A 24,715-nucleotide genomic window follows, 5' to 3' on the forward strand; every position below is an offset into this window, starting at 1 on the left:
ATGAACCTCTGACCTGGCTCTACGTCATTTGGAGCGGGCGACGGGAATCGAACCCGCGTAGCTAGTTTGGAAGACTAGTGCTCTACCATTGAGCTACGCCCGCACAGGACGCGCCGCAGCTCAGTGGCCGCGGCACAAGAGGCATCGTAGCGGGTCGCACCCCTTCACCGCACACCCCGTTTCCCCGCCGCGCAGGCGCTCGGAAAAATGCGGCAGCCGCGCTGCCTGCGGGCATGTACCCTACGTGTCGCACCGACGGGGTGTGGCGCAGCTTGGTAGCGCGTCCGCTTTGGGAGCGGAAGGCCGTGGGTTCAAATCCCGCCACCCCGACCATCAGTCCAGGACCACCGGTCAAGATCGCCTTTTGGGGCGCGTACCGCCTGCGGTTACTATGCAAGCTGCGCGCCCGTGTGTCTGCACTGTTACGACGTCTCTCAAGGGCCGCGAATCCGCCGAAGCTCTGTCCGGCCGGACAGAGCACCTTGGCAGAACCCCAAGAAGTCAGCCCCCAAGGAGACCGAACCGTGAAGAGCGCCGTGGAGACCCTGAACCCGACCCGGGTTCGGCTCAGCATTGAGGTGCCCTTCGAGGAGCTCAAGGACAGCCTCGACGCGGCGTACAAGAAGATCAACCAGCAGGTCACGGTGAAGGGCTTCCGGAAGGGCAAGATCCCGGCGCGCGTCATCGACCAGCGGTTCGGTCGCGGCGCCGTGCTCGAAGAGGCCGTCAACGACGCGCTCCCGAAGTTCTACACCGAAGCGGTCAACGAGGCTGAGCTGAACGTCCTCGGCCAGCCCGAGGTCGACATCACCGAGCTGAAGGACGGCGAGACGCTGAACTTCACCGCCGAGGTCGACGTCCGCCCGACCATCGAGATCCCGGACTACTCCGGCATCGAGGTCGAGGTCGACGCCGTCGAGGTCAGCGACGAGGACGTCGAGAAGGCCGTCTCCGAGCTGCGCGAGCGCTTCGCTTCGACCTCCCCGGTCGAGCGCGCCGCCCAGGACGGCGACGTCGTCACCCTCGACCTGGAGGCCAAGGTCGACGGCGAGGTGCTGGAGGACGGCGTCGCGAGCGACGTCTCCTACACCATCGGCTCCGGTGAGCTGCTGGACGGCATCGACGAGGCCGTGAAGGGCCTGGAGGCCGGTGGCGAGGCCACCTTCGCCTCCGAGCTCAAGGGCGGCTCCGCGGCCGGCAAGGAGGCCGAGGTCACCGTCAAGGTCACCCAGGTCGCCGCGCGCGAACTGCCCGAGCTGGACGACGACTTCGCGCAGCTCGCCTCGGAGTTCGACACCCTCGACGAGCTCAAGGCGGACAGCCGCAAGCGCCTCGAGAACATGAAGCAGTACGACCAGGCCACGCAGGCCCAGGAGCGCGTCCTGGAGAAGCTGCTCGAGCTGGTCGAGGTGCCCGTCCCCGAGAAGCTGCTCGAGGATGAGATCAACACCCGCAAGCACAACCTCGAGCACCACCAGCTCGGCCAGATGGGCCTCGACCTCGCGAAGTACCTGGAGATCCAGGGCAAGACCGAGGAAGAGTTCGACGCCGAGACCAAGGAAGCCGCGGTCAAGGGCATCAAGACGCAGTTCGTCCTTGACGAGCTCGTCAACAAGGAGAAGCTGAACGTCAACCAGGAGGAGCTCACCGAGCACCTCATGCGGCGCGCTGCCTCCTCCGGCATGTCCCCCGACCAGTTCGCCCAGGCCGTCGTCGAGGGCGGCCAGGTTCCGATGCTCGTCGGCGAGGTCGCCCGCGGTAAGGCCCTCGCGGTCGTCGTCGAGGCCGCCACGGTCAAGGACACCAACGGCGAGATCGTCGACCTGGACGACGAGGACGAGACGGAGACCGCCACCGAGGTCGCCGCCGAGGCCACCGACGGCGAGCCCGCCGAGGCCGAGGAGACCACGGAGGCGTAAGCCTGCGGCGCTTCAGCAGCTGTACGACGGGCCCCCGGGGACTTCTTGCCCCCGGGGGCCCGTCGTCTTCAGGGGGGCGGGGAACCGCGCGCTCAGCCCCAGCGCTCAGCCCCCTGCAAGCCGCACCCGCCGATGCACCAGGCGTGGCAGACGCGCCTGCGGCTTTGTGGGGGTTGCTCGCGCGGTTCCCCGCGCCCCTTACGGGGCCAGGCCAAACCCCCGGTCAAACCCGGCGGAGCGCATGCGCTCACAGCGAACAGTTCCTTCTCCGGGATTCCCCGGAGGGACCCGCGCGTTAGGGTCCATGAATACGAGGGCAGGGGAGCCCCGGACGCCGCCGGGAGGCGGCACGGAACCCGGGGTACCAGGCCCCTGCAGAAGACGTGAGACGGCCCGGCGCCGTCGTAAGACGAGCAGGTGGATACGTGACGAATCTGATGCCCTCCGCCGCCGGTGAGCCCAACTTCGGTGGTGGCCTCGGCGACCAGGTCTACAACCGGCTGCTCAACGAGCGGATCATCTTCCTCGGCCAGCCGGTGGACGACGACATCGCCAACAAGATCACCGCGCAGCTGCTGCTCCTTGCCTCCGACCCGGACAAGGACATCTACCTCTACATCAACAGCCCCGGCGGATCGATCACGGCCGGCATGGCGATCTACGACACCATGCAGTACATCAAGAACGACGTGGTGACGATCGCCATGGGCATGGCGGCCTCGATGGGTCAGTTCCTGCTCAGCGCCGGTACCCCCGGCAAGCGCTTCGCCCTGCCGAACGCCGAGATCCTGATCCACCAGCCCTCCGCGGGCCTCGCGGGCTCCGCGTCGGACATCAAGATCCACGCCGAGCGGCTGCTGCACACCAAGAAGCGGATGGCGGAGCTGACCTCCTTCCACACGGGCCAGACCGTGGAGCAGGTCACCAAGGACTCGGACCGCGACCGCTGGTTCGACCCGATCGAGGCCAAGGAGTACGGCCTCATCGACGACATCATGCCCACCGCTGCCGGTATGCCGGGCGGCGGCGGCACAGGGGCGGCGTAAGCCCCTCAGGGGAGGCCGCACCGCCCCCGGGCGGCCGCAGGCCCTTCCAGCGCCCCCAGCCACCGCCTCAGCCCTTTTCAGGCTTCTCAGGAGACACAGTGAACGACTTCCCCGGCAGCGGCCTCTACGCCCGCACGCAGGCCGAGTACACCGGTCCTCGTGCGGAGTCCCGCTACGTCATCCCGCGCTTCGTCGAGCGCACCTCGCAGGGCGTGCGTGAGTACGACCCGTACGCGAAGCTCTTCGAGGAGCGCGTGATCTTCCTCGGCGTGCAGATCGACGACGCCTCCGCCAACGACGTCATGGCGCAGCTGCTGTGCCTGGAGTCGATGGACCCCGACCGTGACATCTCGGTCTACATCAACAGCCCCGGCGGCTCCTTCACGGCTCTCACGGCCATCTACGACACGATGCAGTTCGTGAAGCCGGACATCCAGACGGTCTGCATGGGCCAGGCCGCCTCGGCCGCCGCCATCCTGCTGGCCGCCGGTACGCCGGGCAAGCGCATGGCGCTTCCGAACGCCCGTGTGCTGATCCACCAGCCCTACAGCGAGACCGGCCGCGGCCAGGTCTCCGACCTCGAAATCGCGGCGAACGAAATCCTCCGGATGCGTTCGCAGCTGGAAGAGATGCTGGCCAAGCACTCGACCACGCCGATCGAGAAGATCCGCGAGGACATCGAGCGCGACAAGATCCTCACGGCTGAGGACGCACTGGCGTACGGCCTGATCGACCAGATCATCTCCACCCGGAAGATGAACAACTCGGCGGTCGTCTGACGTATCGCTGTATCGTCTGCCGCTCGTCCGTCGCCCCTTGGCGCGGTTCACGACAAAGTGAACCGCGCCAAGGGGGGCCCGAACGGGGGGCTCGGCAAGGTACCGTCGGACATAAGGCAGCACCAGGAGCCGCTGGACCTAGGCGTCTCCCAGGCGAAGGGGAAGCACACCGTGGCACGCATCGGTGACGGCGGCGATCTGCTCAAGTGCTCGTTCTGTGGCAAGAGCCAGAAGCAGGTCAAGAAGCTCATCGCAGGCCCTGGTGTGTACATCTGCGACGAGTGCATCGATCTCTGCAACGAGATCATCGAGGAAGAACTCGCGGAGACGAGCGAGGTCCGCTGGGAGGAGCTCCCGAAACCCCGCGAGATCTACGAGTTCCTCGAGGGGTACGTCGTCGGCCAGGAGTCGGCCAAGAAGGCCCTCTCGGTCGCGGTGTACAACCACTACAAGCGGGTCCAGGCCGGCGAGAACAGCACGGGCCAGAACCGCGACGACGCCATCGAGTTGGCGAAGTCCAACATCCTGCTGCTCGGCCCCACGGGCTCGGGCAAGACCCTCCTGGCCCAGACCCTGGCCCGGATGCTGAACGTTCCGTTCGCCATCGCAGACGCGACGGCGCTGACGGAGGCGGGTTACGTCGGCGAGGACGTAGAGAACATCCTCCTGAAGCTCATCCAGGCGGCCGACTACGACGTCAAGAAGGCCGAGACGGGCATCATCTACATCGACGAGATCGACAAGGTGGCTCGGAAGAGCGAAAACCCCTCGATCACGCGCGATGTGTCCGGCGAGGGCGTCCAGCAGGCCCTGCTGAAGATCCTCGAAGGCACCACGGCCTCCGTCCCGCCGCAGGGCGGCCGCAAGCACCCCCACCAGGAGTTCATCCAGATCGACACGACGAACGTCCTGTTCATCGTGGGCGGCGCCTTCTCGGGCCTGGAGAAGCTCATCGAGTCGAGGGCGGGCGCGAAGGGCATCGGCTTCGGCGCGACGATCCGCTCGAAGCGGGAGCTGGAGTCCAAGGACCAGTTCGAGGACGTCATGCCCGAGGACCTGGTCAAGTTCGGCATGATCCCCGAGTTCATCGGCCGTCTGCCCGTCATCACCTCGGTCCACAACCTGGACCGCGAGGCCCTGCTCCAGATCCTCGTCGAGCCCCGCAACGCGCTGGTGAAGCAGTACCAGCGCCTCTTCGAACTCGACGGCGTGGAGCTGGACTTCGAGCGCGAGGCGCTTGAGGCGATCGCCGACCAGGCCATCCTGAGGCAGACCGGCGCCCGAGGGCTCCGCGCCATCATGGAGGAAGTCCTCATGTCCGTGATGTACGAGGTCCCCTCCCGCAAGGACGTGGCCCGCGTCGTCATCACGGCGGACGTCGTCCACTCGAACGTGAACCCGACGCTGATTCCGCGGGACGCCCGCGGGCGGGGGCCGGGGGAGCAGAAGACGGCTTAGGCGGTTCTTGTTCGTCGATGGGGTGTCGGGCGTCGTTGCGCCGGGCACCCCATCTTGCGGTGGTGGCTCGTGGTGTGGGCACGAATTGTGGGGCACGTCCGGCCCTCACCGTGCGCTTCCTTCTGGCAAGTGAACGTAACTGTCTGCGCCTGGAGTTGCGTCGGAGACCAGTGTCATGGCTGAGAGTGACGCTCCAAGGTTCCACGCCAGATGGAAGGATTGCGCCAGGTTCACATCAGAGCCTGCGAGTGGGCCCTTGTCTGTGATCCACTCCCACTCGACCCTGTCGATCATCTGTTTGGGTGATTGGCGAAATGAGTACGGGAGGATCTTCACGTGAAGTCACAGATGGCGAAGCGGGCGCTACTGGTGGCAGGTGTGGTTGTAGCAGCTGGAGCCATGCCGCTCATGGTGGCTGCGCCTGCGTCCGCCACGGCTTCCGACTGCAGGGCATATCTGGCCTGGGCTGGGTACGACGTCGGGCCGAAGGTGAAGGAGGCGTGCGGGCATGCGGCTATTCCGCAGCCTTTCGGCGGCAAGATTCCCAACCCCACCTGCACCGCACATCTGGAAAACATAGGCGTCACAGAGTCTCACGCGGTTAGCGCTTGTCGCCGCGCTTGACGAAGGCGGGGCGCCCGGCAGGGTTTGCCGGGCGCCCGTTCACGGCTGACTACCTTCTCGCCGTGTTTCTTTGACCTGACGTCAGGCCTTGACGCGCACGTCGCTGCGGAGCTTGCCCGTCATGTCCGCGGTGTCGGACAGGGAGCCGCTCTTGCCGGCCATCATGCTGGCCACGTCCGTGGCGATCACCAGGCCGAGGGTGCTGTGGTCGGCCCAGATACAGGTCGGCACGGTGAATTCCTTGGGTCCGGCCGCGCTGCTGCTCGACGACGTGTCGTCGTTCTTGATCTTGATGGCCTGGCACTTCAGGACGGCGCCGTCCAGGTCGAACTTCTGGGGGCTGCCGACGGGCGTACCCTCGCTGTCGTCCTTGGAGGCCTCGGACTTCATGTGGGCGTACATGGCGTCGACGACCTTCTCCGGGTCGTCGATGGTGCCGTAGACGCCACTGAACTGCAGAAGCTTCTGCGCCAGCGGGTTGCTCTTGTCGCCGGACGTGTACTGGGCGCTGACGTCCTTGGGGTTCTGCACACCCCACTTCTTGGCGTCCTCGATGTCGCTCTTGGACATCGTGTTGCTGTCGCTGTCGCCCTTCGTGTACTCACCGCTGAGCACCGTCGCCGGTGTCGTCAGCTTGTGCGGGCCGTCGTCGGCGACCGAGCTGCCGCCCCCGCCACCGCCGATGACGAAGTACGCGCCCACCGCGATCGCGGCCACGACCGCCACCGCGCCGATGATCAGGCCCGTCTTCTTCTTGCCGCCGCCCGGCGCGGGCGGCGGCGGGACGGCGCCGTAGGGCTGCTGGCCGTACGGCGGCTGCTGGCCGTATGCGGGCTGCTGGCCGTAAGGAGGAGTCTGCGGCGGGACACCCTGGGGAGCCTGCTGGGGGTAGCCGTAGCCGGGCTGCGCGGGCGGAGCCTGCTGCGGGTAGCCATAACCGGGCTGGGGGGCCTGCGGCGGCTGCTGGCCGTACGGGCCCGGCTGGCCGTACGGTCCGGGCTGCTGGGGCTGCCCGCCGTACGGGCCCGGCTGGTTGTAGCTCATTACTGGGTTCCCCTCCAGATACTTATGTGTTCCGAACATCCTGGCGCACAGGTCACGGGTGCAGGTCCCCGGGGGCTGCACCGTTACGAAAGAATGGGGTTCGGGACACGGGCGTGACGCCTCTAAACTGACCCCGTGACCGACAACGCTCAGCAGCAGCCGCCAGCATCCACTCCCGAACTGCCGACCCAGTACGCGCCGGCCGAGGTAGAGGGGAAGCTGTACGAGCGCTGGGTGGACAAGGGGTACTTCGCCGCTGACGCGAAGAGCGAGAAGCCGCCGTACACCATCGTCATTCCGCCGCCGAACGTCACGGGAAGCCTGCACCTCGGGCACGCCTTCCAGCACACGCTCATGGACGCCCTGACGCGCCGTAAGCGCATGCAGGGGTACGAGGCGCTCTGGCTGCCCGGCATGGACCACGCCGGCATCGCCACGCAGAACAAGGTCGAGCAGCAGCTTGCCGAGGAGGGCAAGTCGCGGCACGACCTCGGGCGCGAGGAGTTCGTCGAGCGTGTGTGGCAGTGGAAGGAGGAGTACGGCGGGAAGATCCTCGGGCAGATGCGTCGGCTCGGGGACGGCGTCGACTGGGACCGCGAGCGGTTCACCATGGACGAGGGGCTGTCCAAGGCCGTCCAGACCATCTTCAAGAAGCTGTACGACGACGAGCTGATCTACCGCGCCGAGCGCATCATCAACTGGTGTCCGCGCTGCCTCACGGCCATCTCGGACATCGAGGTGGAGTACCAGGAGGACGACGGCGAGCTGGTGTCGATCAAGTACGGGGAGGGCGACGAGACCCTCGTCGTCGCGACCACCCGTGCCGAGACGATGCTCGGTGACACGGCCGTCGCCGTTCACCCCGACGACGAGCGGTACAAGCACCTGGTCGGGAAGAGGATCAAGCTGCCTCTCACCAACCGGACCATTCCCGTCGTCGCGGACACGCACGTCGACCCCGAGTTCGGCACCGGTGCCGTCAAGGTCACCCCCGCCCACGACCCGAACGACTTCGCCATCGGCCAGCGCCACGGCCTGGAGTCGATCACGGTCATGGACGAGCGGGCGGTCATCACGGTCCACGGCCCGTTCGAGGGACTCGACCGCTTCGAGGCCCGCTCCGCCATCGTCGGCGCGCTGCGCTCGCAGGGCCGGATCGTCGCCGAGAAGCGCCCGTACGTCCACTCCGTGGGCCACTGCTCGCGCTGCAAGACGACCGTCGAGCCGCGCCTCTCCATGCAGTGGTGGGTCAAGGTCGGCCCGCTGGCCCAGGCCGCCGGCGACGCCGTCCGGGACGGCCGGGTCGCGATCCACCCCGCCGACATGTCGAAGCGCTACTTCGACTGGGTCGACAACATGCACGACTGGTGCATCTCGCGGCAGTTGTGGTGGGGCCACCGGATCCCGGTCTGGTACGGGCCGGAGGGGCAGATCATCTGCGTCGGTCCCGACGAGGAGCCGCCGACCGGTGAGGGGTGGACACAGGACACCGACGTCCTCGACACCTGGTTCTCGTCCGGCCTGTGGCCGTTCTCCACGCTCGGCTGGCCGGAGAACACCCCCGACCTGCAGAAGTTCTATCCGACCGACGTCCTGCTCACCGGCCACGACATCATCTTCTTCTGGGTCGCCCGAATGATGATGTTCGGCCTGTACGCGATGGATGGCGAGGTCCCCTTCAAGACCATCGCCCTCACCGGTCTGGTCCGCGACGAGCGCGGCAAGAAGATGTCGAAGTCCTTCGGCAACGTCGTCGACCCGCTCGACTGGATGGACAAGTACGGCTCCGACGCCGTCCGCTTCACCCTCGTCCGCGGCGCCAACCCCGGTACGGACGTGCCGATCGGCGAGGACTGGGTCCAGGCCTCCCGGAACTTCGCCAACAAGATCTGGAACGCCACGCGCTTCGCGCTGATGAGCGACGCGACCATCGAGGGCCCGCTGCCGGAGCCGGAGAAGCTGTCGGCGACCGACCGGTGGATCCTCTCCCGCCTCAACAAGACCGTCGCCGAAGTCGACGCGTTCTACGAGGACTTCCAGTTCGCGAAGCTCTCCGACGCGCTCTACCACTTCGCGTGGGACGAGGTCTTCGACTGGTATCTCGAGCTGTCCAAGACGACGTTCATGGCGGGCGGCGAGCCCGCGAAGGTCTCGGGCCGGGTCCTCGGTGAGGTCCTGGACGTGACGCTGCGCCTGCTCCACCCGATCGTCCCGTTCGTCACGGAGACCCTCTGGACCACCCTCACCGGTGGCGAGTCGGTCGTCATCGCCGACTGGCCCAAGGACAGCGGCTTCCGCGACGACGCCGCCGAGCGCGAGATCGAGACGCTCCAGCAGGTCATCACGGAGGTCCGCCGCTTCCGTGCCGACCAGGGCCTCCAGCCCGGCCAGCGCGTGCCGGCCCACCTCACCCTCGACGGCACGGCGCTCGCCCCGCACGAGGCGGCCATCCGCCAGCTGCTGCGCCTCCAGCCGGAGGGCGAGGGCTTCTCGGCCACGGCGACCCTGCCGGTCGCGGGCGCCACGGTCGCGCTCGACCTCTCCGGCACGATCGACGTCGCGGCCGAGCGCAAGCGCCTCGCCAAGGACCTCGCCGCCGCCGAGAAGGAGAAGGCCCAGGCGAACGCCAAGCTGGGCAACGAGGCGTTCCTCGCCAAGGCCCCGGACCACGTGGTGGAGAAGATCCGCACGCGGCTCGCCAAGGCGGACGAGGACATCGCCCGCATCCAGGCGCAGCTGGACCGTCTGCCCGAGGCGTAGCCGACGGCTGTACGCAGACGAAAGGCCCCCGGGACCGTCGAGGTCCCGGGGGCCTTCGTCTGCGCCCACCCGTCGTGGTGGCACACATCACCTCACGCACGGGCGGAGGGGGCGAAAACCCCACACGAACACAACCCCCGCCCCCTCCGTAGACTGGCCTCGTGAGTGACCTCCCCCCGCACGACAGCAGCGAGTCAGACGAGCCGGAACCGCGTGATCCACACGGTCTCTTCGACGAGATCGTCGCGGCCGAGACCGACCGCGACCCCGACCTCGCGGTGATCGAGGCCGGCAGCCGCACCCTGCGCACGCAGGGCGGCGGCGGCCGGCAGGCCGACGTGCCCGCACGCCCGGCCGACCCCGAGATCGACAAGGCGCTGCGCGAGGTGGAGGCCGAGCTCGCCACCCGCTGGGGCGAGACGAAGCTGGAGCCGTCCGTCAGCCGCATCGCCGCGCTGATGGACGTGCTGGGCGAGCCCCAGCGCTCGTACCCCTCGATCCACATCACAGGGACGAACGGCAAGACCTCCACGGCCCGCATGATCGAGGCCCTGCTGGGAGCCTTCGACCTGCGCACCGGGCGGTACACCAGCCCCCACGTGCAGTCGATCACCGAGCGGATCAGCCTCGACGGCGCTCCGATCTCCGCCGAGCGGTTCATCGAGACGTACAACGACATCAAGCCGTACATCGAGATGGTCGACGCCCAGCAGGAGTACCGGCTCTCCTTCTTCGAGGTGCTGACCGGCATGGCGTACGCCGCTTTCGCGGACGCGCCGGTCGACGTGGCCGTCGTCGAGGTCGGCATGGGCGGCAGCTGGGACGCCACCAATGTGATCGACGGGGATATCGCCGTCGTCACGCCCATCGATCTCGACCACACCGACCGGCTCGGCGAGACGCCCGGCGAGATCGCCACGGAGAAGGCCGGGATCGTCAAGCAGGACGCGACCGTCATCCTGGCGCAGCAGCCGGTGGACGCGGCCCAGGTGCTGCTGAAGAAGGCCGTCGAGGTCGACGCCACGGTGGCCAGGGAAGGGCTGGAGTTCGGTGTCGTCGCCCGGCAGGTCGCCGTCGACGGGCAGCTGCTGACGCTGCGCGGGCTCGGCGGGGAGTACGAGGAGATCTTCCTCCCGCTGCACGGCGCGTACCAGGCGCACAACGCCGCGGTGGCGCTCGCCGCGGTCGAGGCGTTCTTCGGCGTCGGATCCGCGCACGCCCAGCGGCTCGACATCGACGGCGTCCGCAAGGCCTTCGCCTCGGTGACCTCGCCGGGCCGCCTGGAGATCGTACGCCGCTCGCCGACCGTCGTCCTGGACGCCGCGCACAACCCGGCGGGCGCCCGCGCGACCGCCGAGGCCGTCAGCGAGGCCTTCGACTTCAGCCGGCTGATCGGGGTCGTCGGCGCGAGCGGTGACAAGAACGTACGGGGGCTGCTGGAAGCCTTCGAGCCGATCTTCGCCGAGGTCGTCGTCACGCAGAACTCCAGTCATCGCGCGATGGACGCCGACGAGCTGGCCGGGATCGCCGTCGAGATCTTCGGTGAGGACCGGGTGCAGGTCGAACCGCGGCTCGACGACGCGATCGAGGCCGCGATCACGCTGGCCGAGGAGGAGGGCGAGTACACGGGCGGCGGCGTCCTCGTCACCGGCTCCGTCATCACCGTCGGCGAGGCCCGACTGCTCCTGGGGAGGGGCTGACCGCTGTGCGTACGCTCTGTGCTTCGACTCTGATCGGCGAGTTCTTCGTCATCGGCTTCGCCGGGCTCGTCGCCATGAAGGATCCCGATCTGTCCACGGCCACGGTCTGGACGGTCAGTGGGATCGTCATGGCGCTGAGTATCCTGCTCTGCGGCATGATCACCCGGCCCGGTGGGATCCAGCTCGGCTGGGCCCTCCAGATCGCGCTGATCGCCAGTGGGTTCGTGGTGACGTCCATGTTCTTCCTGGGTGCGATCTTCGCCGCGCTGTGGTGGGCGTCGGTCCACTACGGACGGAAGATCGACGAGGCCAAGGCCCGGTTCGCCGCGCAGGCCGAGGCGGCCGGGGGCGGCGCGGCGTAGCGCCCGGGCCGGGGCCGCGCGGCGTAGGGGTCCCTGCCGGGGGCTGCGCGGCGTAGGGGCCCAGACCCGAGGTGGCGCGGCGTAGGGCCCGGGCCCGAAGATCCGCACCATCTGACTCTGCGTAACAACCACCCAGACACGCCCTGTAGCCTCGGTGACCCGCACACTTGTGACCTGAAGGAGCCACCACCGTGAGCCAGCGCACCCTCGTCCTTCTCAAGCCCGACGCCGTCCGTCGCGGCCTGACCGGCGAGATCATCAGCCGTATCGAGCGCAAGGCCGGCTGGCAGATCACCGCGCTGGAGCTGCGGACGCTGGACCAGGACACGCTGGAGCAGCACTACGGTGAGCACAAGGGCAAGCCGTTCTACGAGCCGCTGGTCGAGTTCATGGCGTCCGGTCCCGTCGTGGTTCTCGTCGTCGAGGGTGAGCGGGTCATCGAGGGCCTGCGCGCGCTGGCCGGTCCGACCGACCCGATCGCCGCCGCCCCGGGCTCCATCCGCGGCGACTTCGGTGTGATCGTCCGGGAGAACCTGATCCACGCCTCCGACTCCGAGGAGTCCGCCGAGCGCGAGCTGAAGATCTTCTTTCCCGGCCGCGTCTGAGCGCCTGCGGCAGACGGACCGACATCGGTCTTCGAGAATTTTCTGCAATTTTTTCTGAGGGGGCGTCAGCTCCACTCGGACACCTGACCTGGGACGGCCGTGGATTTCCGGCCGTCCCGTGGCATATGCGTGCCGATTGGGGGAACGAGTGCCTCCGATGGCCCGTCTCCACAAGCGAGGCGGCGCCTCATCTGCTGACAATGGCGAAGACCCTCGCGCAGTGTTCGTGCAGGCGCGTCTACGATGGAAGCCTTCACGCCACCGCACCCACCTCGCCTACCTAACAAGCCATCAAAGCTCCACTTGGGAAGGCCAGACGAATCCTGATGGGGAACTCAATGTCGTTCATCGGCCGTGACATGGCTGTCGACCTCGGGACCGCCAACACGCTGGTGTACGTCAGGGGTCGCGGGATCGTACTCAACGAGCCGTCCGTCGTCGCGATCAACACCAACACCGGTGGGATCCTCGCGGTCGGCGCGGAAGCGAAGAAGATGATCGGGCGAACGCCGGGCAACATCGTTGCCGTGCGTCCGCTGCGGGACGGTGTCATCGCCGACTTCGAGATCACCGAGCGTATGCTCCGCTACTTCATTCTGAAGGTTCACAAGCGGCGTTACCTCGCCCGTCCCCGTGTCGTCGTCTGTGTGCCCTCCGGCATCACGGGCGTCGAGCGCCGTGCCGTGATCGAGGCGTCGTCCCAGGCCGGCGCCCGCCAGGTGCACATCATCGAGGAGCCCATGGCCGCGGCCATCGGTTCCGGCCTGCCGGTCCACGAGGCCACGGGCAACATGGTGGTGGACATCGGCGGCGGCACCACGGAGGTCGCGGTCATCTCGCTCGGCGGCATCGTCACCGCCCAGTCCATCCGCGTCGCGGGCGACGAGCTGGACAACGCGATCATCCAGCACATCAAGAAGGAGTACTCGCTGCTTCTTGGTGAGCGGACGGCCGAGCAGATCAAGATCACGATCGGTTCGGCGTACGACCTCGATGCTGACGAGCACACCGAAATCCGCGGCCGGGACCTGGTTTCCGGTCTGCCCAAGACCGTCGTCATCTCCGCGGCCGAAGTGCGCAAGGCCATCGAAGAGCCGGTCAACGCGATCATTGATGCCGTGAAGACGACCCTCGACAAGTGCCCGCCGGAGCTGTCCGGTGACGTGATGGACCGCGGAATCGTACTGACCGGCGGCGGCGCCCTGTTGCGCGGCCTCGACGAGCGGCTGCGCCGCGAGACCGGCATGCCGATCCATATCGCCGAGGACCCGCTGGACAGCGTGGCGCTCGGCTCCGGCAAGTGCGTCGAGGAGTTCGAGGCGCTCCAGCAGGTGCTGGACGCCCAGCCCCGCAGATGAGGTAACTCTTCGATTCCGCCGTACGGGATGACCCCTCCTCGTACGGCGGATCGTTGATATTGAGGCATAAGCTCCCCCATAACACCCGCGGGCATTCCGTGCCCGGGGTGCACTCCTGTTGACTCATTTCGACGAGGAAGGCACGGCCGCCGCACGTGAGGGACACACGAGAGAGCCGGCTGCTCCTGGTGCTGCTGATCGCCATCGCGTTCGCGTTGATCACGGTGGACATCCGCGGTGGACAGGACTCACCGGTCGACGGTGCCCGCCAGGCCGCCGCCACGGTCTTCGGCCCGATCGAGAACGGGGTGTCCTCCGCGGTCAACCCCGTCGGCAACGCGATCGCGGCGGTACGCGACTCGGGCGGCCGGCACGACCGCATCGCCCAACTCGAGCACGACAACGCGGCGCTCAAGGCGAAACTCGGCAGCAACGACCGCAACCGCAGCCGCCTCAAACAGCTCGACAAGATGATCAACGTGGCCGCTGAGGGCCAGTACGGCATCAAGGGCGCCGAGGTCATCGCCATAGGCGCGGCCCAGGGGTTCTCCTGGACCGTCACCATCGACGTCGGCGCCAGTGACGGCATCAAGCGCGACATGACCGTGCTGAACGGGGACGGGCTGGTCGGGCGCGTCACGACCGTCGGGCCCAACACCGCCACCGTGCTGCTCGCCAACGACCCCGACTTCACGGTCGGTACGCGGATGGAGTCGACCGACGAGCTCGGCTTCGCCTCCGGCCAGGGTGACCGCCCGCTGCGCGTCGAGCTGCTCAACGGCAAGGCCAAGATCAACAAGGGTGACCGGCTCGTCACCTTCGGCTCGCAGGCCGACAAGCCGTTCGTGCCCGGCGTCCCGGTCGGTGTGGTCTCCCGCGTCGACCCGTCCGGCGGCGACCTGACCCGCACGATCTACGTCAAGCCGTACGTCTCGTTCACGAAACTCGACATCGTCGGCGTCGTCATCGAAGCCCCAGACAAGGACCCCCGCGACACCGTGCTGCCGCCGAAACCCGAGCCGACGCCCACGCCGACGGTGACCGTGACCGTCACCCCCTCGGAGTCCGTGCCCGTCGACGGCCAGCAGCAGTAGGAGGAGCTGAATCCCATGCGTTTCAACCGGATGCTGCTCTCCGCCACCCTGGTGGTCGTCGCCCTGGTGATCCAGGTGAGCGTCCTCGCCCGGCTCCATCTCCCGGGCGCCGTCCCGGACCTGGTGCTCCTCACCGTGCTCGCCCTCGCCATGGTCTACGGCCATGTCAGCGGCGCCCTCATCGGCTTCGGCGCGGGCCTGCTCGCCGACCTCGTCCCGCCCGCCGACCATGCCGCCGGGCGCTACGCCCTGGTGCTGTGTGTCATCGGCTACCTCGCCGGACTGGTGAAACCGGAGAACGGCCAGCTCAAGTCCGCGACCGGACCGATGGCCGTGGTCGTCGTCGCCGCGGTCGGCTCGACCCTGCTGTACGCCCTCGTCGGCGCCCTCGTCGGCGACACCGCCGCCCGCCATGTGGGCCTCAGTAGCCTGCTGTTCACGGCCGCCCTGTACGACCTGCTGCTCGCGCCGTTCGTCGTCCCGGGGCTGATGGCACTGGCCCGGCGCTCCGAGAACAACCCGCTCGCCGAGAGCAGTCCGTCCGGCAAGACGGCCGACGTCTCCTCGGGCTGGCTGTCCTCCGGCACCGGTCTGCGCATCGGCAGCCAGCGCGGCGGACTCCGCGTGAAGGCGGCCAAGGCGCGCGTCGCACGGGCGGGGCGCATCAAGGGGGTCAAGCGGCTGTGAAGTCCAGGCAGTTGGGGGCAGGCGCACACAGGTTGGCCGTGTACTCGTATGACTCGTACATGTACTGAGTGGGGGAGGCAGCAGCAGTGACCAACATCCCCGAGACCGGTCGGACCCCACGGGTCCAGATCCGACTCGTCGTCATCCAGATTCTCGTACTCTCCCTCCTCGGCACCCTTGGCGGACGCCTCTGGTATCTCCAGATCCGCAACGGCGACGAGTACGCCAAGGAAGCCTCCGGGAACCACGTCCAGCAGGTCGTGCAGCCCGCCGTGCGCGGCTCGATCCTGGACGCGCGCGGCGTGCCGATCGCCGACAACGAGACCCGGCTCGTCGTCTCCGCCTCCCGCACCGACCTGCTGAAGATGAAGGACGACGGCAAGGCGGTGCTGACCAAGCTCGCCGGCGTGCTGGGCATGAAGCCCGAGGACGTCATCCAGAAGGTCCGGCTGTGCGACGCCAAGACGCCGCAGCCGTGCTGGAACGGCTCGCCCTACCAGCCGATCCCGATCACCGACGAGGCCACCGCCCGGCAGGCCCTGCAGATCCGCGAGCGCTCCGAGGACTTCCCCGGCATCACCGCCGAGCCCGAGGCCGTGCGCCGCTACGCCAGCCCCGGCAAGGCCAACACCGCGCAGGTGCTCGGTTATCTCTCGCCCGTCACCGACGACGAGATCACCAAGGCCAAGGACACCGATTCGCCCTACCTCCGCTCCGACCAGGTCGGACGCAGCGGCCTGGAGCGCGAGTACGACAAGGAGCTGCGCGGTAAGGCGGGCGTCACCCGCTACGAGGTCGACAACCTCGGCCGCGTCATCGGCAAGGCCAAGTCCGACGCCGCCGAGCCCGGATCCAACCTCGTCACCAGCATCGACTCCCGCGTCCAGCGCGTCGCCGAGTACGAGCTGGACGAGGCGATGAAGGCCGCCCGCCAGCAGTACGACAAGATCACCGGCGAGAACTACAAGGCCGACTCGGGCGCCGTCGTCGTGATGGAGGCCAAGACCGGCCGGGTCGTCGCCATGGCGTCCGCCCCGACGTACGACCCGAACGCCTGGGTCGGCGGCATCTCCGCCAAGGACTACGCCGCGCTGACCGGCAAGAACTCCGACTACCCGCTGCTCAACCGGGCCATACAGGGTCAGTCCGCGCCCGGTTCGACCTTCAAGGTGGTCTCCACGGCCGCTGCTGTCGAGGCCGGCAACGACTTCAACGGCAACTACCCGTGCACGAGTTCGTACTCCGTCGGCGGCCAGGTCTTCAAGAACTTCGAGGGGGAGAACTTCGGCCCCATCTCGCTCGGCCGGGCCCTTGAGGTCTCCTGCGACACCGTCTTCTACGGCCTCGCCGACAACGAGTGGAAGAAGGACGGCGGCATCAACCCGAAGAAGGGCCAGCCCAAGGACTACTTCTTCAAGGCCGCCCACCAGTTCGGCCTCGGCAAGGCCACCGGCGTCGACCTGCCCAACGAGGTCACCGGCCGCGTCCCGGACCGCCAGTGGAAGGAGAGCTACTGGAAGGCCAACAAGGACGCCTGGTGCAAGACCGGCAAGAAGAACGGCACATACGTCGAGAAGATCGCCTACGAGAACTGCCTCGAAGGCAACAAGATGCGCGAGGGCGACGAGATCAACTACTCCATCGGACAGGGCGACACCCTCGTCACCCCGATCCAGGAGGCCATGATCTACGGGGCGATCGCCAACGGCGGCACCATCCACACGCCGACCATCGGCAAGGCGATCGTCAGCGCCGACGGCAAGACCGTCAAGGAGATCAAGCCCCAGGTCAGCGGCAAGCTGCCGATCAGCCAGGCCACGCTCAAGGGCATGGACTCGGCCCTCGCGGGCGTCGTCACCCGTGGTACCGCCGCCTGGAAGTTCGGCGGCTGGCCGCAGGACGAGATTCCGCTGCACGCCAAGACCGGTACCGCCGAGGTCTACGGCAAGCAGACCACGTCGTGGTTCGCCACGTACACCAAGGACTACACGGTCGTCATGACGATCGCCCAGGCCGGTACGGGCTCCGGCGCCTCCGGTGAGGCCGTGCGCAACATCTACAACGCGATGTACGGCGTCCAGGCCGACGGCTCCATCGACAAGTCGAAGGCCTTCCTGCCCACCCCGGTGAAGAGCCTGCCGAAGATCCAGTCCGACGGCTCGATCGACGCCCCGGCGATCTCCAAGGATCCGGTCAAGGACCTGCAGGCCAGCGAGACCGACACGTCCGGGACCACCGACCAGCAGCAGATCGCGGGCACCACGCCCTCGCCCACCGCGAGCAACCGCAACACACGCAGGCGCGCGACCCGCCCGAAGAAGCGGCGGAGGCTGCTCACATGACCGGCACGCCGAAGAAGCGGCGGAGGAACCTGACATGACCGGAGCGAACAACTTCTCCGTCTCCGGGTACGGCCCCGAGCGCGGCGGTCTGGCGCGGCTCTTCGCCCGCGACTCGCTGGCCCGCCGTCTCGACTGGCCGATACTGTTCTCGGCCATCGCGCTCTCGCTGATCGGCTCGGCCCTCGTCTACTCGGCGACCCGCAACCGCACCGAGATCAACCAGGGCGACCCGTACTACTTCCTGATCCGCCACCTCATGAACACCGGCATCGGCTTCGGCCTGATGATCGGCACGATCTGGCTCGGCCACCGCACCCTGCGCACGGCCGTGCCGATCCTGTACGGCCTCTCGGTCTTCCTGATCCTCGCGGTGCTGACCCCGCTCGGCGCGACGGTCAATGGCGCACACGCCTGGATCGTGATCGGCGGCGGCTTCTCCCTCCAGCCCTCCGAGTTCGTGAAGATCACGATCATCCTGGGCATGGCGATGCTGCTGGCGGCCCGTGTCGACGCGGGCGACACGCCCTACCCCGACCACCGCACGGTCCTGCAGGCCCTCGGCCTCTCCGCCGTCCCGATCATGATCGTCATGCTGATGCCCGACCTCGGCTCGGTCATGGTCATGGTGATCATCATCCTTGGTGTGCTGCTCGCCTCCGGCGCCTCCAACCGCTGGGTGTTCGGGCTGCTCGGCGCGGGCGCGCTGGGCGCGGTCGCCGTCTGGCAGCTGCACATCCTCGACACGTACCAGATCAACCGCTTCGCGGCCTTCGCCAACCCCGACCTCGACCCGGCCGGCGTCGGCTACAACACCAACCAGGCGCGCATCGCCATCGGTTCGGGCGGCCTCTTCGGCACCGGCCTCGGACACGGCTCGCAGACCACCGGCCAGTTCGTCCCCGAGCAGCAGACGGACTTCGTCTTCACCGTCGCGGGCGAGGAACTGGGCTTCGTGGGCGCCGGGCTGATACTGCTCCTGCTGGGCATCGTCCTGTGGCGGGCCTGCCGCATCGCCCGCGAGACGACCGAGCTGTACGGCACGATCGTCGCCGCCGGCATCATCGCCTGGTTCGCCTTCCAGGCCTTCGAGAACATCGGCATGACCCTCGGCATCATGCCGGTCGCCGGCCTGCCACTGCCCTTCGTGTCGTACGGCGGCTCGTCGATGTTCGCGGTGTGGGTGGCGGTGGGGCTGTTGCAGTCGATCCGGGTGCAGCGCCCCATGTCGGCGTAGGCACGGTCGTTTCGGCCCGTCCGGCGTTTGAGGACGAGGCCGTCAGGCCGACAGCGGGAGTCTGGGGGCGCGGCCCCCAGGTACGGGAAGGGTAGGGGCGGCGGGGGCGAAAAACCGCCCCTCTCCCACCCGGAGAGCTCACCCACTCCCGCCACGGCCGCGCTGGCACTAGATTCAGGTCATGGCGGACACCAAGCGCGAGATCGAGCGGAAGTACGAGGGTCCCGCAACCGGCGAAGACGCGGGACTACCGGACCTGACCGGCGTCTCCGGAGTCTCGGGCGTCATCGACAAGGGCGTCGCCGAACTCGACGCCACGTACTACGACACGGCCGACCAGCGGCTCGCCGCAGCCTCCCTCACCCTCCGCCGCCGCACTGGCGGCGACGACGCGGGCTGGCACCTCAAACTCCCCGTCTCCGAGGGCGTACGCGACGAGATCCGCGCCCCGCTCTCCGACACCGTCCCCCGGTCCCTGTCCGGCCTCGTACGCTCCCGGGTGCGCGACGCCGAACTCGTCCCCCTTGTACGCCTGTTGTCGGCCCGCGACATCCGCCACCTCGTCGACGCCGACGGCGCCCTGCTCGCCGAGGTCAGCCTCGACCGCGTCCGCGCGGAGCGCCTCAGCGGCGGTGCGGGCACCGCGGAGTGGACCGAGATCGAGGTGGAACTGGCCGACGACGGCGACCCGGCCTTCCTCGACAAGGTCGAGAAGAAGCTCCGCAAGGCGGGCCTGAGCCGCTCGTCCTCGGCCTCCAAGCTGGCGAAGGCACTGGGGGAGACCGGCAAGCGCAAGAAGACCGCCGCGACCGCCGGCGCCGCTGTCGAGAAGGACCCGGTGACCGCGGGCGACCACGTCCTCGCCTACCTCCGGGTCCAGCGCGACGCGATCGTCGAGCTGGACCCGGCCGTCCGCCGCGATGTGTACGACGCCGTGCACAGCATGCGCGTCGCCACCCGCCGGATGCGCAGCGTGTTCCGCTCGTACGGCAAGGTCCTGGACCGCGCCGTCACCGACCCGATCGGCGACGAACTGAAGTGGCTGGCCGGTGAGCTGGGCATCGACCGCGACCAGGAGGTACTCACCGAGCGGCTGACGGTGGCGCTCGACAACCTGCCGCGCACCCTGCTCTCCGGCCCCGTACGCACCCGCCTGCGCACCTGGTCGCACGCCCGCCGCGGCGGCTCCCGACGCCATCTGATCGCCGTACTGGACGGCAGGCGCTACCTGGACCTGCTGGCCGCGCTCGACGCGGTCGTCGCCGACCCGCCGCTGCTCAAGGCGGCCTCCCGGGATCCGGAGAAGGTGATCGCGAACGCCGTGCGCAAGGACTTCAAGAAGGTCTCCGACCTGATCGGGCAGGCCCTCGACCGGCCGCCCGGCGCCGACCGCGACCTCGCGATGCACGAGGCCCGCAAGAAGGCCAAGCGCACCCGGTACGCGGCCGAGGCCGCCACCCCGGCGCTGGGCAGGCCCGCCGCCGACCTGGTCAAGGACATGAAGGCGTTGCAGAGCCTGCTCGGCGACCACCAGGACAGCGTGATGACCCGCGAGGCTCTGCGTGAACTCGCAGGTCAGGCGTATGCGGCGGGGGAGAGCTCGTTCACGTACGGGGTGCTGTACGGGCGGGAGGAGCAGCGGGCGGCGGCGGCCGAGGCGGCGCTTCCGGAGGCCTGGGAGACGATCGTGGGCCGGGTCGCGGTCTGACGGTATCGAGGGCCGGGTCGCGGTCCGACGGTGCGGTGGGTCTCTTCGGCCGCGTTAGGCTAGATGGTCACCCTTGTCACCTCACGAAAGTTCGCGAGATGCCTGCCGAAGCCGCTGTATCGGTGTTCCCGCAGCTCGAAGCTCTGCTCCCGCATGTGCAGAAGCCGATCCAGTACGTCGGCGGCGAGCTCAACTCCACGGTCAAGCCCTGGGACGCCTGTGACGTCCGCTGGGCGCTGATGTACCCCGACGCGTACGAGGTCGGGTTGCCCAACCAGGGCGTCATGATCCTCTACGAGGTACTGAACGAGCGCGAGGGCGTGCTCGCGGAGCGCACCTACAGCGTGTGGCCGGACCTGGAGGAACTGATGCGCGAGCACCAGGTCCCCCAGTTCACGGTGGACAGCCACCGCCCGGTCAAGGCCTTCGACGTCTTCGGCCTGTCCTTCTCCACGGAGCTGGGCTACACGAACATGCTGACGGCCCTTGACCTGGCCGGGATCCCCCTCGAGTCCAAGGACCGCACGCTCGACGACCCGATCGTCCTGGCCGGCGGCCATGCCGCCTTCAACCCGGAGCCGATCGCCGACTTCATCGACGCGGCGATCATCGGCGACGGCGAGCAGGCCGTGCTCGACATGACCGAGATCATCCGCGCCTGGAAGGCGGAGGGCCGCCCCGGCGGCCGCGAGGAGGTCCTCTTCCGCCTCGCGAAGACGGGATCGGTGTACATCCCGGCGTTCTACGACGTCGAGTACCTCCCCGACGGCCGTATCGCCCGTGTCGTACCGAACAAGTCGGGCGTCCCGTGGCGGGTCAGCAAGCACACCGTCATGGACCTCGACGAGTGGCCGTACCCGAAGCAGCCCCTCGTCCCCCTCGCGGAGACGGTCCACGAGCGCATGTCGGTGGAGATCTTCCGCGGCTGCACGCGCGGCTGCCGCTTCTGCCAGGCGGGCATGATCACCCGCCCGGTGCGCGAGCGCTCCATCACGGGCATCGGCGACATGGTCGAGAAGGGCCTGAAGGCGACGGGCTTCGAGGAGGTCGGCCTCCTCTCCCTCTCCTCCGCGGACCACTCGGAGATCGGCGACATCGCCAAGGGCCTGGCGGACCGGTACGAGGAAGACAAGATCGGCCTCTCCCTCCCCTCCACCCGTGTCGACGCCTTCAACGTGGACCTGGCGAACGAGCTGACCCGCAACGGCCGCCGCTCGGGCCTGACCTTCGCCCCCGAGGGCGGCTCCGAGCGCATGCGCAAGGTCATCAACAAGATGGTCTCGGAAGAGGACCTGATCCGCACGGTCTCGACGGCGTACGGCAACGGCTGGCGCCAGGTGAAGCTGTACTTCATGTGCGGCCTGCCGACCGAGACGGACGAGGACGTCCTCCAGATCGCCGACATGGCGATGAACGTGATCGCCGAGGGCCGCAAGGTCTCCGGCCAGAACGACATCCGCTGCACGGTGTCGATCGGCGGCTTCGTCCCCAAGCCGCACACGCCGTTCCAGTGGGCCCCGCAGCTCTCCGCCGAGGAGACGGACGCGCGCCTCACGAAGCTGCGTGACAAGATCCGCGGCGACAAGAAGTACGGCCGCTCCATCGGCTTCCGCTACCACGACGGCAAGCCCGGCATCGTCGAGGGCCTGCTCTCCCGCGGTGACCGCCGTATCGGTTCGGTCATCCGCGCCGTCTACGAGGACGGCGGCCGCTTCGACGGCTGGCGCGAGCACTTCTCGTACGACCGCTGGATGGCCTGCGCCGAGAAGACGCTGCCCGCCTTCGGCGTGGACGTCGACTGGTACACCACCCGCGAGCGCACCTACGAGGAAGTCCTCCCCTGGGACCACCTCGACTCGGGCCTCGACAAGGAATGGCTCTGGGAGGACTGGCAGGACTCCCTCGACGAGACCGAGGTCGAGGACTGCCGCTGGACCCCGTGCTTCGACTGCGGCGTCTGCCCGCAGATGGACACGCACATCCAAATCGGCCCGACGGGCAAGAAGCTGCTGCCGCTGACGGTGAAGCAGCCTGCGGGCAGTGGGCACAGCCACTGATCGTGAGCGATGCGCTGTGACGCATCGCTGATGCCTTGGCGGCCGCGCGAGGGGCAAGCCGGAGGTCGGAGTGGGTCTGAGGGACGACGAGCCCTCAGGCCCACTTTTTTATGACCATTCCGATAACCCTATGCAGCGCATGTTCAGAATTTAATCAACCATGCACTGTAATCCCATAACCAAGATAATCCCTGTTGGCGCGCATTCGCCCGAATGCCCCAAACCTGCGCCCCGTGACGCTCGTTAGGTGGTCGTGAGCGAACCGGAACAGCGGATTTTCTCCTCAGCGGATCGGGACACTGCCGGAAGTGGCAGCGTCTGGCTTGAGATGGCCGACGGGAGAGTGCATCTCAAGCACTCGTCGGACCTATTTGAGGACTTCCTTAAATCCATCAGTCGGATGGAACGTGAATACCTGTGCGCTGCGCTGGAAGAGTGTGGAGGGGGCAAAAATGGACAGGTATCAGGATGAATCAACTCTCCGTGACATTCAGTTCAATCTGAGAACTGACTATGATTCGGTAAACCAGCACCTCAATAACATGGATCGGCTCGGGACGGATCACGGCTGGCACGACCCCGATCCGGCGATCGTGACGGACGCATGGTGGGATCCGGCTGAAGAGTTGGCCGAGATGCTGTACACGTCGTCCAGTGCGGCTTCCAATCCGACCCCCGGGGACGGCGGTAGGCGGACCCGCCGCTCGGTCGATCGACGGCGGCCCCGGCCACTCCTTCATGTCATTGCCGGAAGACAAAAGATCATCACTGTTGTGATCTTGGTTGCAATGATCACCGTATGTGCAGTGATGATGCTGAGCTGGTCCATCTCTTATTCGTACAATCAACTGCGTGTCATTTCGCTGCTGGTAGTGTCCGCGAGGCTGGCGAAATGGTGGCCGTTGATGGTGTACGGGCCGTGGCTTGTGGCAGGTCTGTCCATCTTGCGGGCATCCGTTCAGCAGCGAACTGCTCGGCGGTCCTGGGCTGTGCTGCTGATCGCCTCCGCCACGGCGGTGGCTCTGTGCGTCGGTCATTCACCGCGTTCTCTGCTCGCGATGGTCGTCGTCGGAATTCCACCGATCACCGCCCTGGTCTGCTTCCGGGAACTCGTCGGCCAGATCTCGCCCGAAAATGGCCCCCGGCATGCCTCTCATGCCGCAAAGCGGTCCAAGCAAACAGCGCCGTAGGCAGTCGGCGGTAGCTGGTCGGGGCCTGTGTGCAGTGGGCCGTGCACACAGGGCCCGACTTGTTCGGCGCGCACCTATGGGGTTGGCGTGTCCTGAAGCCGGGTCCACGCCTCGTCGTAGATCAGGGTGGCTGGGCCGGCGCTGATGTGGCCCGCTCCGGTGGCCCGGCCCTTCCGCGTCCCGGCACACTGAGACGATGCCGCAGCTGACTCCGCCTCATGTCCGTTACCGGGTCTCCTTCCTGGAGGCCGTACGGGAGAACGTCGCCGAGGGCGAGTTCTTCGGCAACTCCCTCACCAGGGAGCTGGAGGTCCACGGGGACAGCTGGCACGACCCGGAGGGCTTCGCGCGGTATGTCGCGGCGATCCGCGAGGAGGAACTGGAGGAGGGCCGCCGCCCGGCGGGATTCGTGCCCGCCACCTGGTACTGGTACGTGGACGGGGACACGTATCTCGGACGTATCCAGATACGGCACCGGCTGACGCCCACCCTGCGCGAACTCGGGGGCCACATCGGGTACGGCGTCCGGCCGAGCGCCCGTCGCAAGGGGCACGCCACGGCGATGCTCCGGGAGGTGCTGCCGTACGCCCGTGCCCTCGGGCTCGAGCGCGTGCTGGTCACCTGCGACACCACCAACACCGGCTCCCGCAAGGTGATCGAGGCGAACGGCGGGGAGTTCGAGGACGAGCGGGGCGGGAAGTTGCGTTACTGGGTGCCCACCGGGCGCATCCAAGGCGGCGGCTGACGC

At 67.8% G+C, this 24,715-nt stretch carries 18 protein-coding genes and 2 tRNA genes; 18 read left to right on the forward strand and 2 right to left on the reverse strand.

Annotated elements, in window-relative coordinates:
• Positions 1-29 precede the first annotated feature (29 nt).
• A tRNA-Gly gene (locus ACZ4WS_RS11820) sits at positions 30-103 on the reverse strand.
• A gap of 153 nt (positions 104-256) precedes the next feature.
• Between ACZ4WS_RS11820 and ACZ4WS_RS11825 the strand changes: the two genes are divergently transcribed.
• The 5 genes from ACZ4WS_RS11825 (at position 257) to clpX (ending at position 5,202) form a co-directional block, all read left to right on the forward strand.
• Positions 257-333 (forward strand) — tRNA-Pro (locus ACZ4WS_RS11825).
• Positions 334-524: 191 nt separating this feature from the next.
• Positions 525-1,919 carry a trigger factor gene (gene tig, locus ACZ4WS_RS11830; protein WP_467979503.1) on the forward strand — a complete coding sequence of 465 codons (1,395 nt, stop codon included), beginning with the start codon at positions 525-527 and terminating at the stop codon, positions 1,917-1,919.
• Between the two features lie 437 nt (positions 1,920-2,356).
• Complete coding sequence (locus tag ACZ4WS_RS11835) at positions 2,357-2,965, forward strand: ATP-dependent Clp protease proteolytic subunit (RefSeq protein ID WP_467979971.1); 609 nt, start codon at positions 2,357-2,359, stop codon at positions 2,963-2,965.
• 98 nt (positions 2,966-3,063) lie between these two features.
• The gene (locus ACZ4WS_RS11840) at positions 3,064-3,744 is read left to right on the forward strand and encodes an ATP-dependent Clp protease proteolytic subunit (RefSeq protein ID WP_095934325.1); all 681 of its coding nucleotides are present in this window, start codon (positions 3,064-3,066) and stop codon (positions 3,742-3,744) included.
• Positions 3,745-3,915: 171 nt separating this feature from the next.
• On the forward strand, positions 3,916-5,202 hold the full coding sequence (gene clpX / locus ACZ4WS_RS11845; RefSeq protein ID WP_467979505.1) for an ATP-dependent Clp protease ATP-binding subunit ClpX: 1,287 nt from the start codon (positions 3,916-3,918) through the stop codon (positions 5,200-5,202).
• A gap of 705 nt (positions 5,203-5,907) precedes the next feature.
• Here the strand turns inward: clpX and ACZ4WS_RS11850 are convergent.
• Positions 5,908-6,870, reverse strand: coding sequence for a hypothetical protein (locus ACZ4WS_RS11850; protein ID WP_467979507.1), 963 nt, complete (start codon positions 6,868-6,870; stop codon positions 5,908-5,910).
• A 135-nt stretch (positions 6,871-7,005) separates the two neighbouring features.
• On the opposite strand from ACZ4WS_RS11850, the gene ACZ4WS_RS11855 reads away from it, so the two are divergent.
• The 13 genes from ACZ4WS_RS11855 to ACZ4WS_RS11915 all read left to right on the forward strand — a co-directional run bounded on the left by ACZ4WS_RS11855 (position 7,006) and on the right by ACZ4WS_RS11915 (position 24,712).
• Positions 7,006-9,630, forward strand: a complete 2,625-nt coding sequence (locus ACZ4WS_RS11855) for a valine--tRNA ligase (RefSeq protein WP_467979509.1) — start codon at positions 7,006-7,008, stop codon at positions 9,628-9,630.
• Positions 9,631-9,791: 161 nt separating this feature from the next.
• Positions 9,792-11,330, forward strand: a complete 1,539-nt coding sequence (folC, locus tag ACZ4WS_RS11860) for a bifunctional tetrahydrofolate synthase/dihydrofolate synthase (RefSeq protein ID WP_467979511.1) — start codon at positions 9,792-9,794, stop codon at positions 11,328-11,330.
• A gap of 5 nt (positions 11,331-11,335) precedes the next feature.
• Positions 11,336-11,692 (forward strand): DUF4233 domain-containing protein, encoded by a 357-nt coding sequence (locus ACZ4WS_RS11865; protein WP_467979513.1) that lies wholly within the window; start codon positions 11,336-11,338, stop codon positions 11,690-11,692.
• Between the two features lie 191 nt (positions 11,693-11,883).
• The gene (gene ndk, locus ACZ4WS_RS11870) at positions 11,884-12,297 is read left to right on the forward strand and encodes a nucleoside-diphosphate kinase (RefSeq protein ID WP_467979515.1); all 414 of its coding nucleotides are present in this window, start codon (positions 11,884-11,886) and stop codon (positions 12,295-12,297) included.
• A gap of 338 nt (positions 12,298-12,635) precedes the next feature.
• Positions 12,636-13,655, forward strand: coding sequence for a rod shape-determining protein (locus ACZ4WS_RS11875; RefSeq protein ID WP_467979517.1), 1,020 nt, complete (start codon positions 12,636-12,638; stop codon positions 13,653-13,655).
• 155 nt (positions 13,656-13,810) lie between these two features.
• Positions 13,811-14,749: a rod shape-determining protein MreC gene (mreC, locus tag ACZ4WS_RS11880; protein ID WP_467979519.1), complete on the forward strand. Its 939-nt coding sequence runs from the start codon at positions 13,811-13,813 to the stop codon at positions 14,747-14,749.
• A 15-nt stretch (positions 14,750-14,764) separates the two neighbouring features.
• Positions 14,765-15,436: a rod shape-determining protein MreD gene (gene mreD, locus ACZ4WS_RS11885; RefSeq protein ID WP_467979521.1), complete on the forward strand. Its 672-nt coding sequence runs from the start codon at positions 14,765-14,767 to the stop codon at positions 15,434-15,436.
• Between the two features lie 86 nt (positions 15,437-15,522).
• Positions 15,523-17,778 (forward strand): penicillin-binding protein 2, encoded by a 2,256-nt coding sequence (gene mrdA, locus ACZ4WS_RS11890; RefSeq protein WP_467979522.1) that lies wholly within the window; start codon positions 15,523-15,525, stop codon positions 17,776-17,778.
• Between the two features lie 34 nt (positions 17,779-17,812).
• Positions 17,813-19,012: a rod shape-determining protein RodA gene (gene rodA / locus ACZ4WS_RS11895; RefSeq protein WP_467979524.1), complete on the forward strand. Its 1,200-nt coding sequence runs from the start codon at positions 17,813-17,815 to the stop codon at positions 19,010-19,012.
• 181 nt (positions 19,013-19,193) lie between these two features.
• Entirely contained in the window at positions 19,194-20,720 is a 1,527-nt protein-coding gene (locus ACZ4WS_RS11900; RefSeq protein WP_467979526.1) for a CYTH and CHAD domain-containing protein, read from the forward strand.
• 98 nt (positions 20,721-20,818) lie between these two features.
• The gene (locus ACZ4WS_RS11905) at positions 20,819-22,777 is read left to right on the forward strand and encodes a TIGR03960 family B12-binding radical SAM protein (RefSeq protein WP_467979528.1); all 1,959 of its coding nucleotides are present in this window, start codon (positions 20,819-20,821) and stop codon (positions 22,775-22,777) included.
• A 452-nt stretch (positions 22,778-23,229) separates the two neighbouring features.
• Positions 23,230-23,967 (forward strand): DUF2637 domain-containing protein, encoded by a 738-nt coding sequence (locus ACZ4WS_RS11910; protein WP_467979530.1) that lies wholly within the window; start codon positions 23,230-23,232, stop codon positions 23,965-23,967.
• Between the two features lie 196 nt (positions 23,968-24,163).
• Positions 24,164-24,712, forward strand: a complete 549-nt coding sequence (locus ACZ4WS_RS11915) for a GNAT family N-acetyltransferase (RefSeq protein ID WP_467979533.1) — start codon at positions 24,164-24,166, stop codon at positions 24,710-24,712.
• Positions 24,713-24,715 lie beyond the last annotated feature (3 nt).

Source organism: Streptomyces sp. NPDC029292, from assembly GCF_055569295.1.

What these genes read in the sequence shown, in the direction of transcription:
- ACZ4WS_RS11915 (WP_467979533.1), top strand. Translation starts at nt 24,164, where the DNA reads ATGCCGCAGCTGACTCCGCCTCATGTCCGTTACCGGGTCTCCTTCCTG.
- ACZ4WS_RS11905 (WP_467979528.1), top strand. Translation starts at nt 20,819, where the DNA reads ATGCCTGCCGAAGCCGCTGTATCGGTGTTCCCGCAGCTCGAAGCTCTG.
- mreD (WP_467979521.1), top strand. Translation starts at nt 14,765, where the DNA reads ATGCGTTTCAACCGGATGCTGCTCTCCGCCACCCTGGTGGTCGTCGCC.
- ACZ4WS_RS11835 (WP_467979971.1), top strand. Translation starts at nt 2,357, where the DNA reads ATGCCCTCCGCCGCCGGTGAGCCCAACTTCGGTGGTGGCCTCGGCGAC.
- rodA (WP_467979524.1), top strand. Translation starts at nt 17,813, where the DNA reads ATGACCGGAGCGAACAACTTCTCCGTCTCCGGGTACGGCCCCGAGCGC.
- ACZ4WS_RS11875 (WP_467979517.1), top strand. Translation starts at nt 12,636, where the DNA reads ATGTCGTTCATCGGCCGTGACATGGCTGTCGACCTCGGGACCGCCAAC.
- ACZ4WS_RS11850 (WP_467979507.1), bottom strand. Translation starts at nt 6,870, where the DNA reads ATGAGCTACAACCAGCCGGGCCCGTACGGCGGGCAGCCCCAGCAGCCC.
- ACZ4WS_RS11910 (WP_467979530.1), top strand. Translation starts at nt 23,230, where the DNA reads ATGGACAGGTATCAGGATGAATCAACTCTCCGTGACATTCAGTTCAAT.
- ACZ4WS_RS11900 (WP_467979526.1), top strand. Translation starts at nt 19,194, where the DNA reads ATGGCGGACACCAAGCGCGAGATCGAGCGGAAGTACGAGGGTCCCGCA.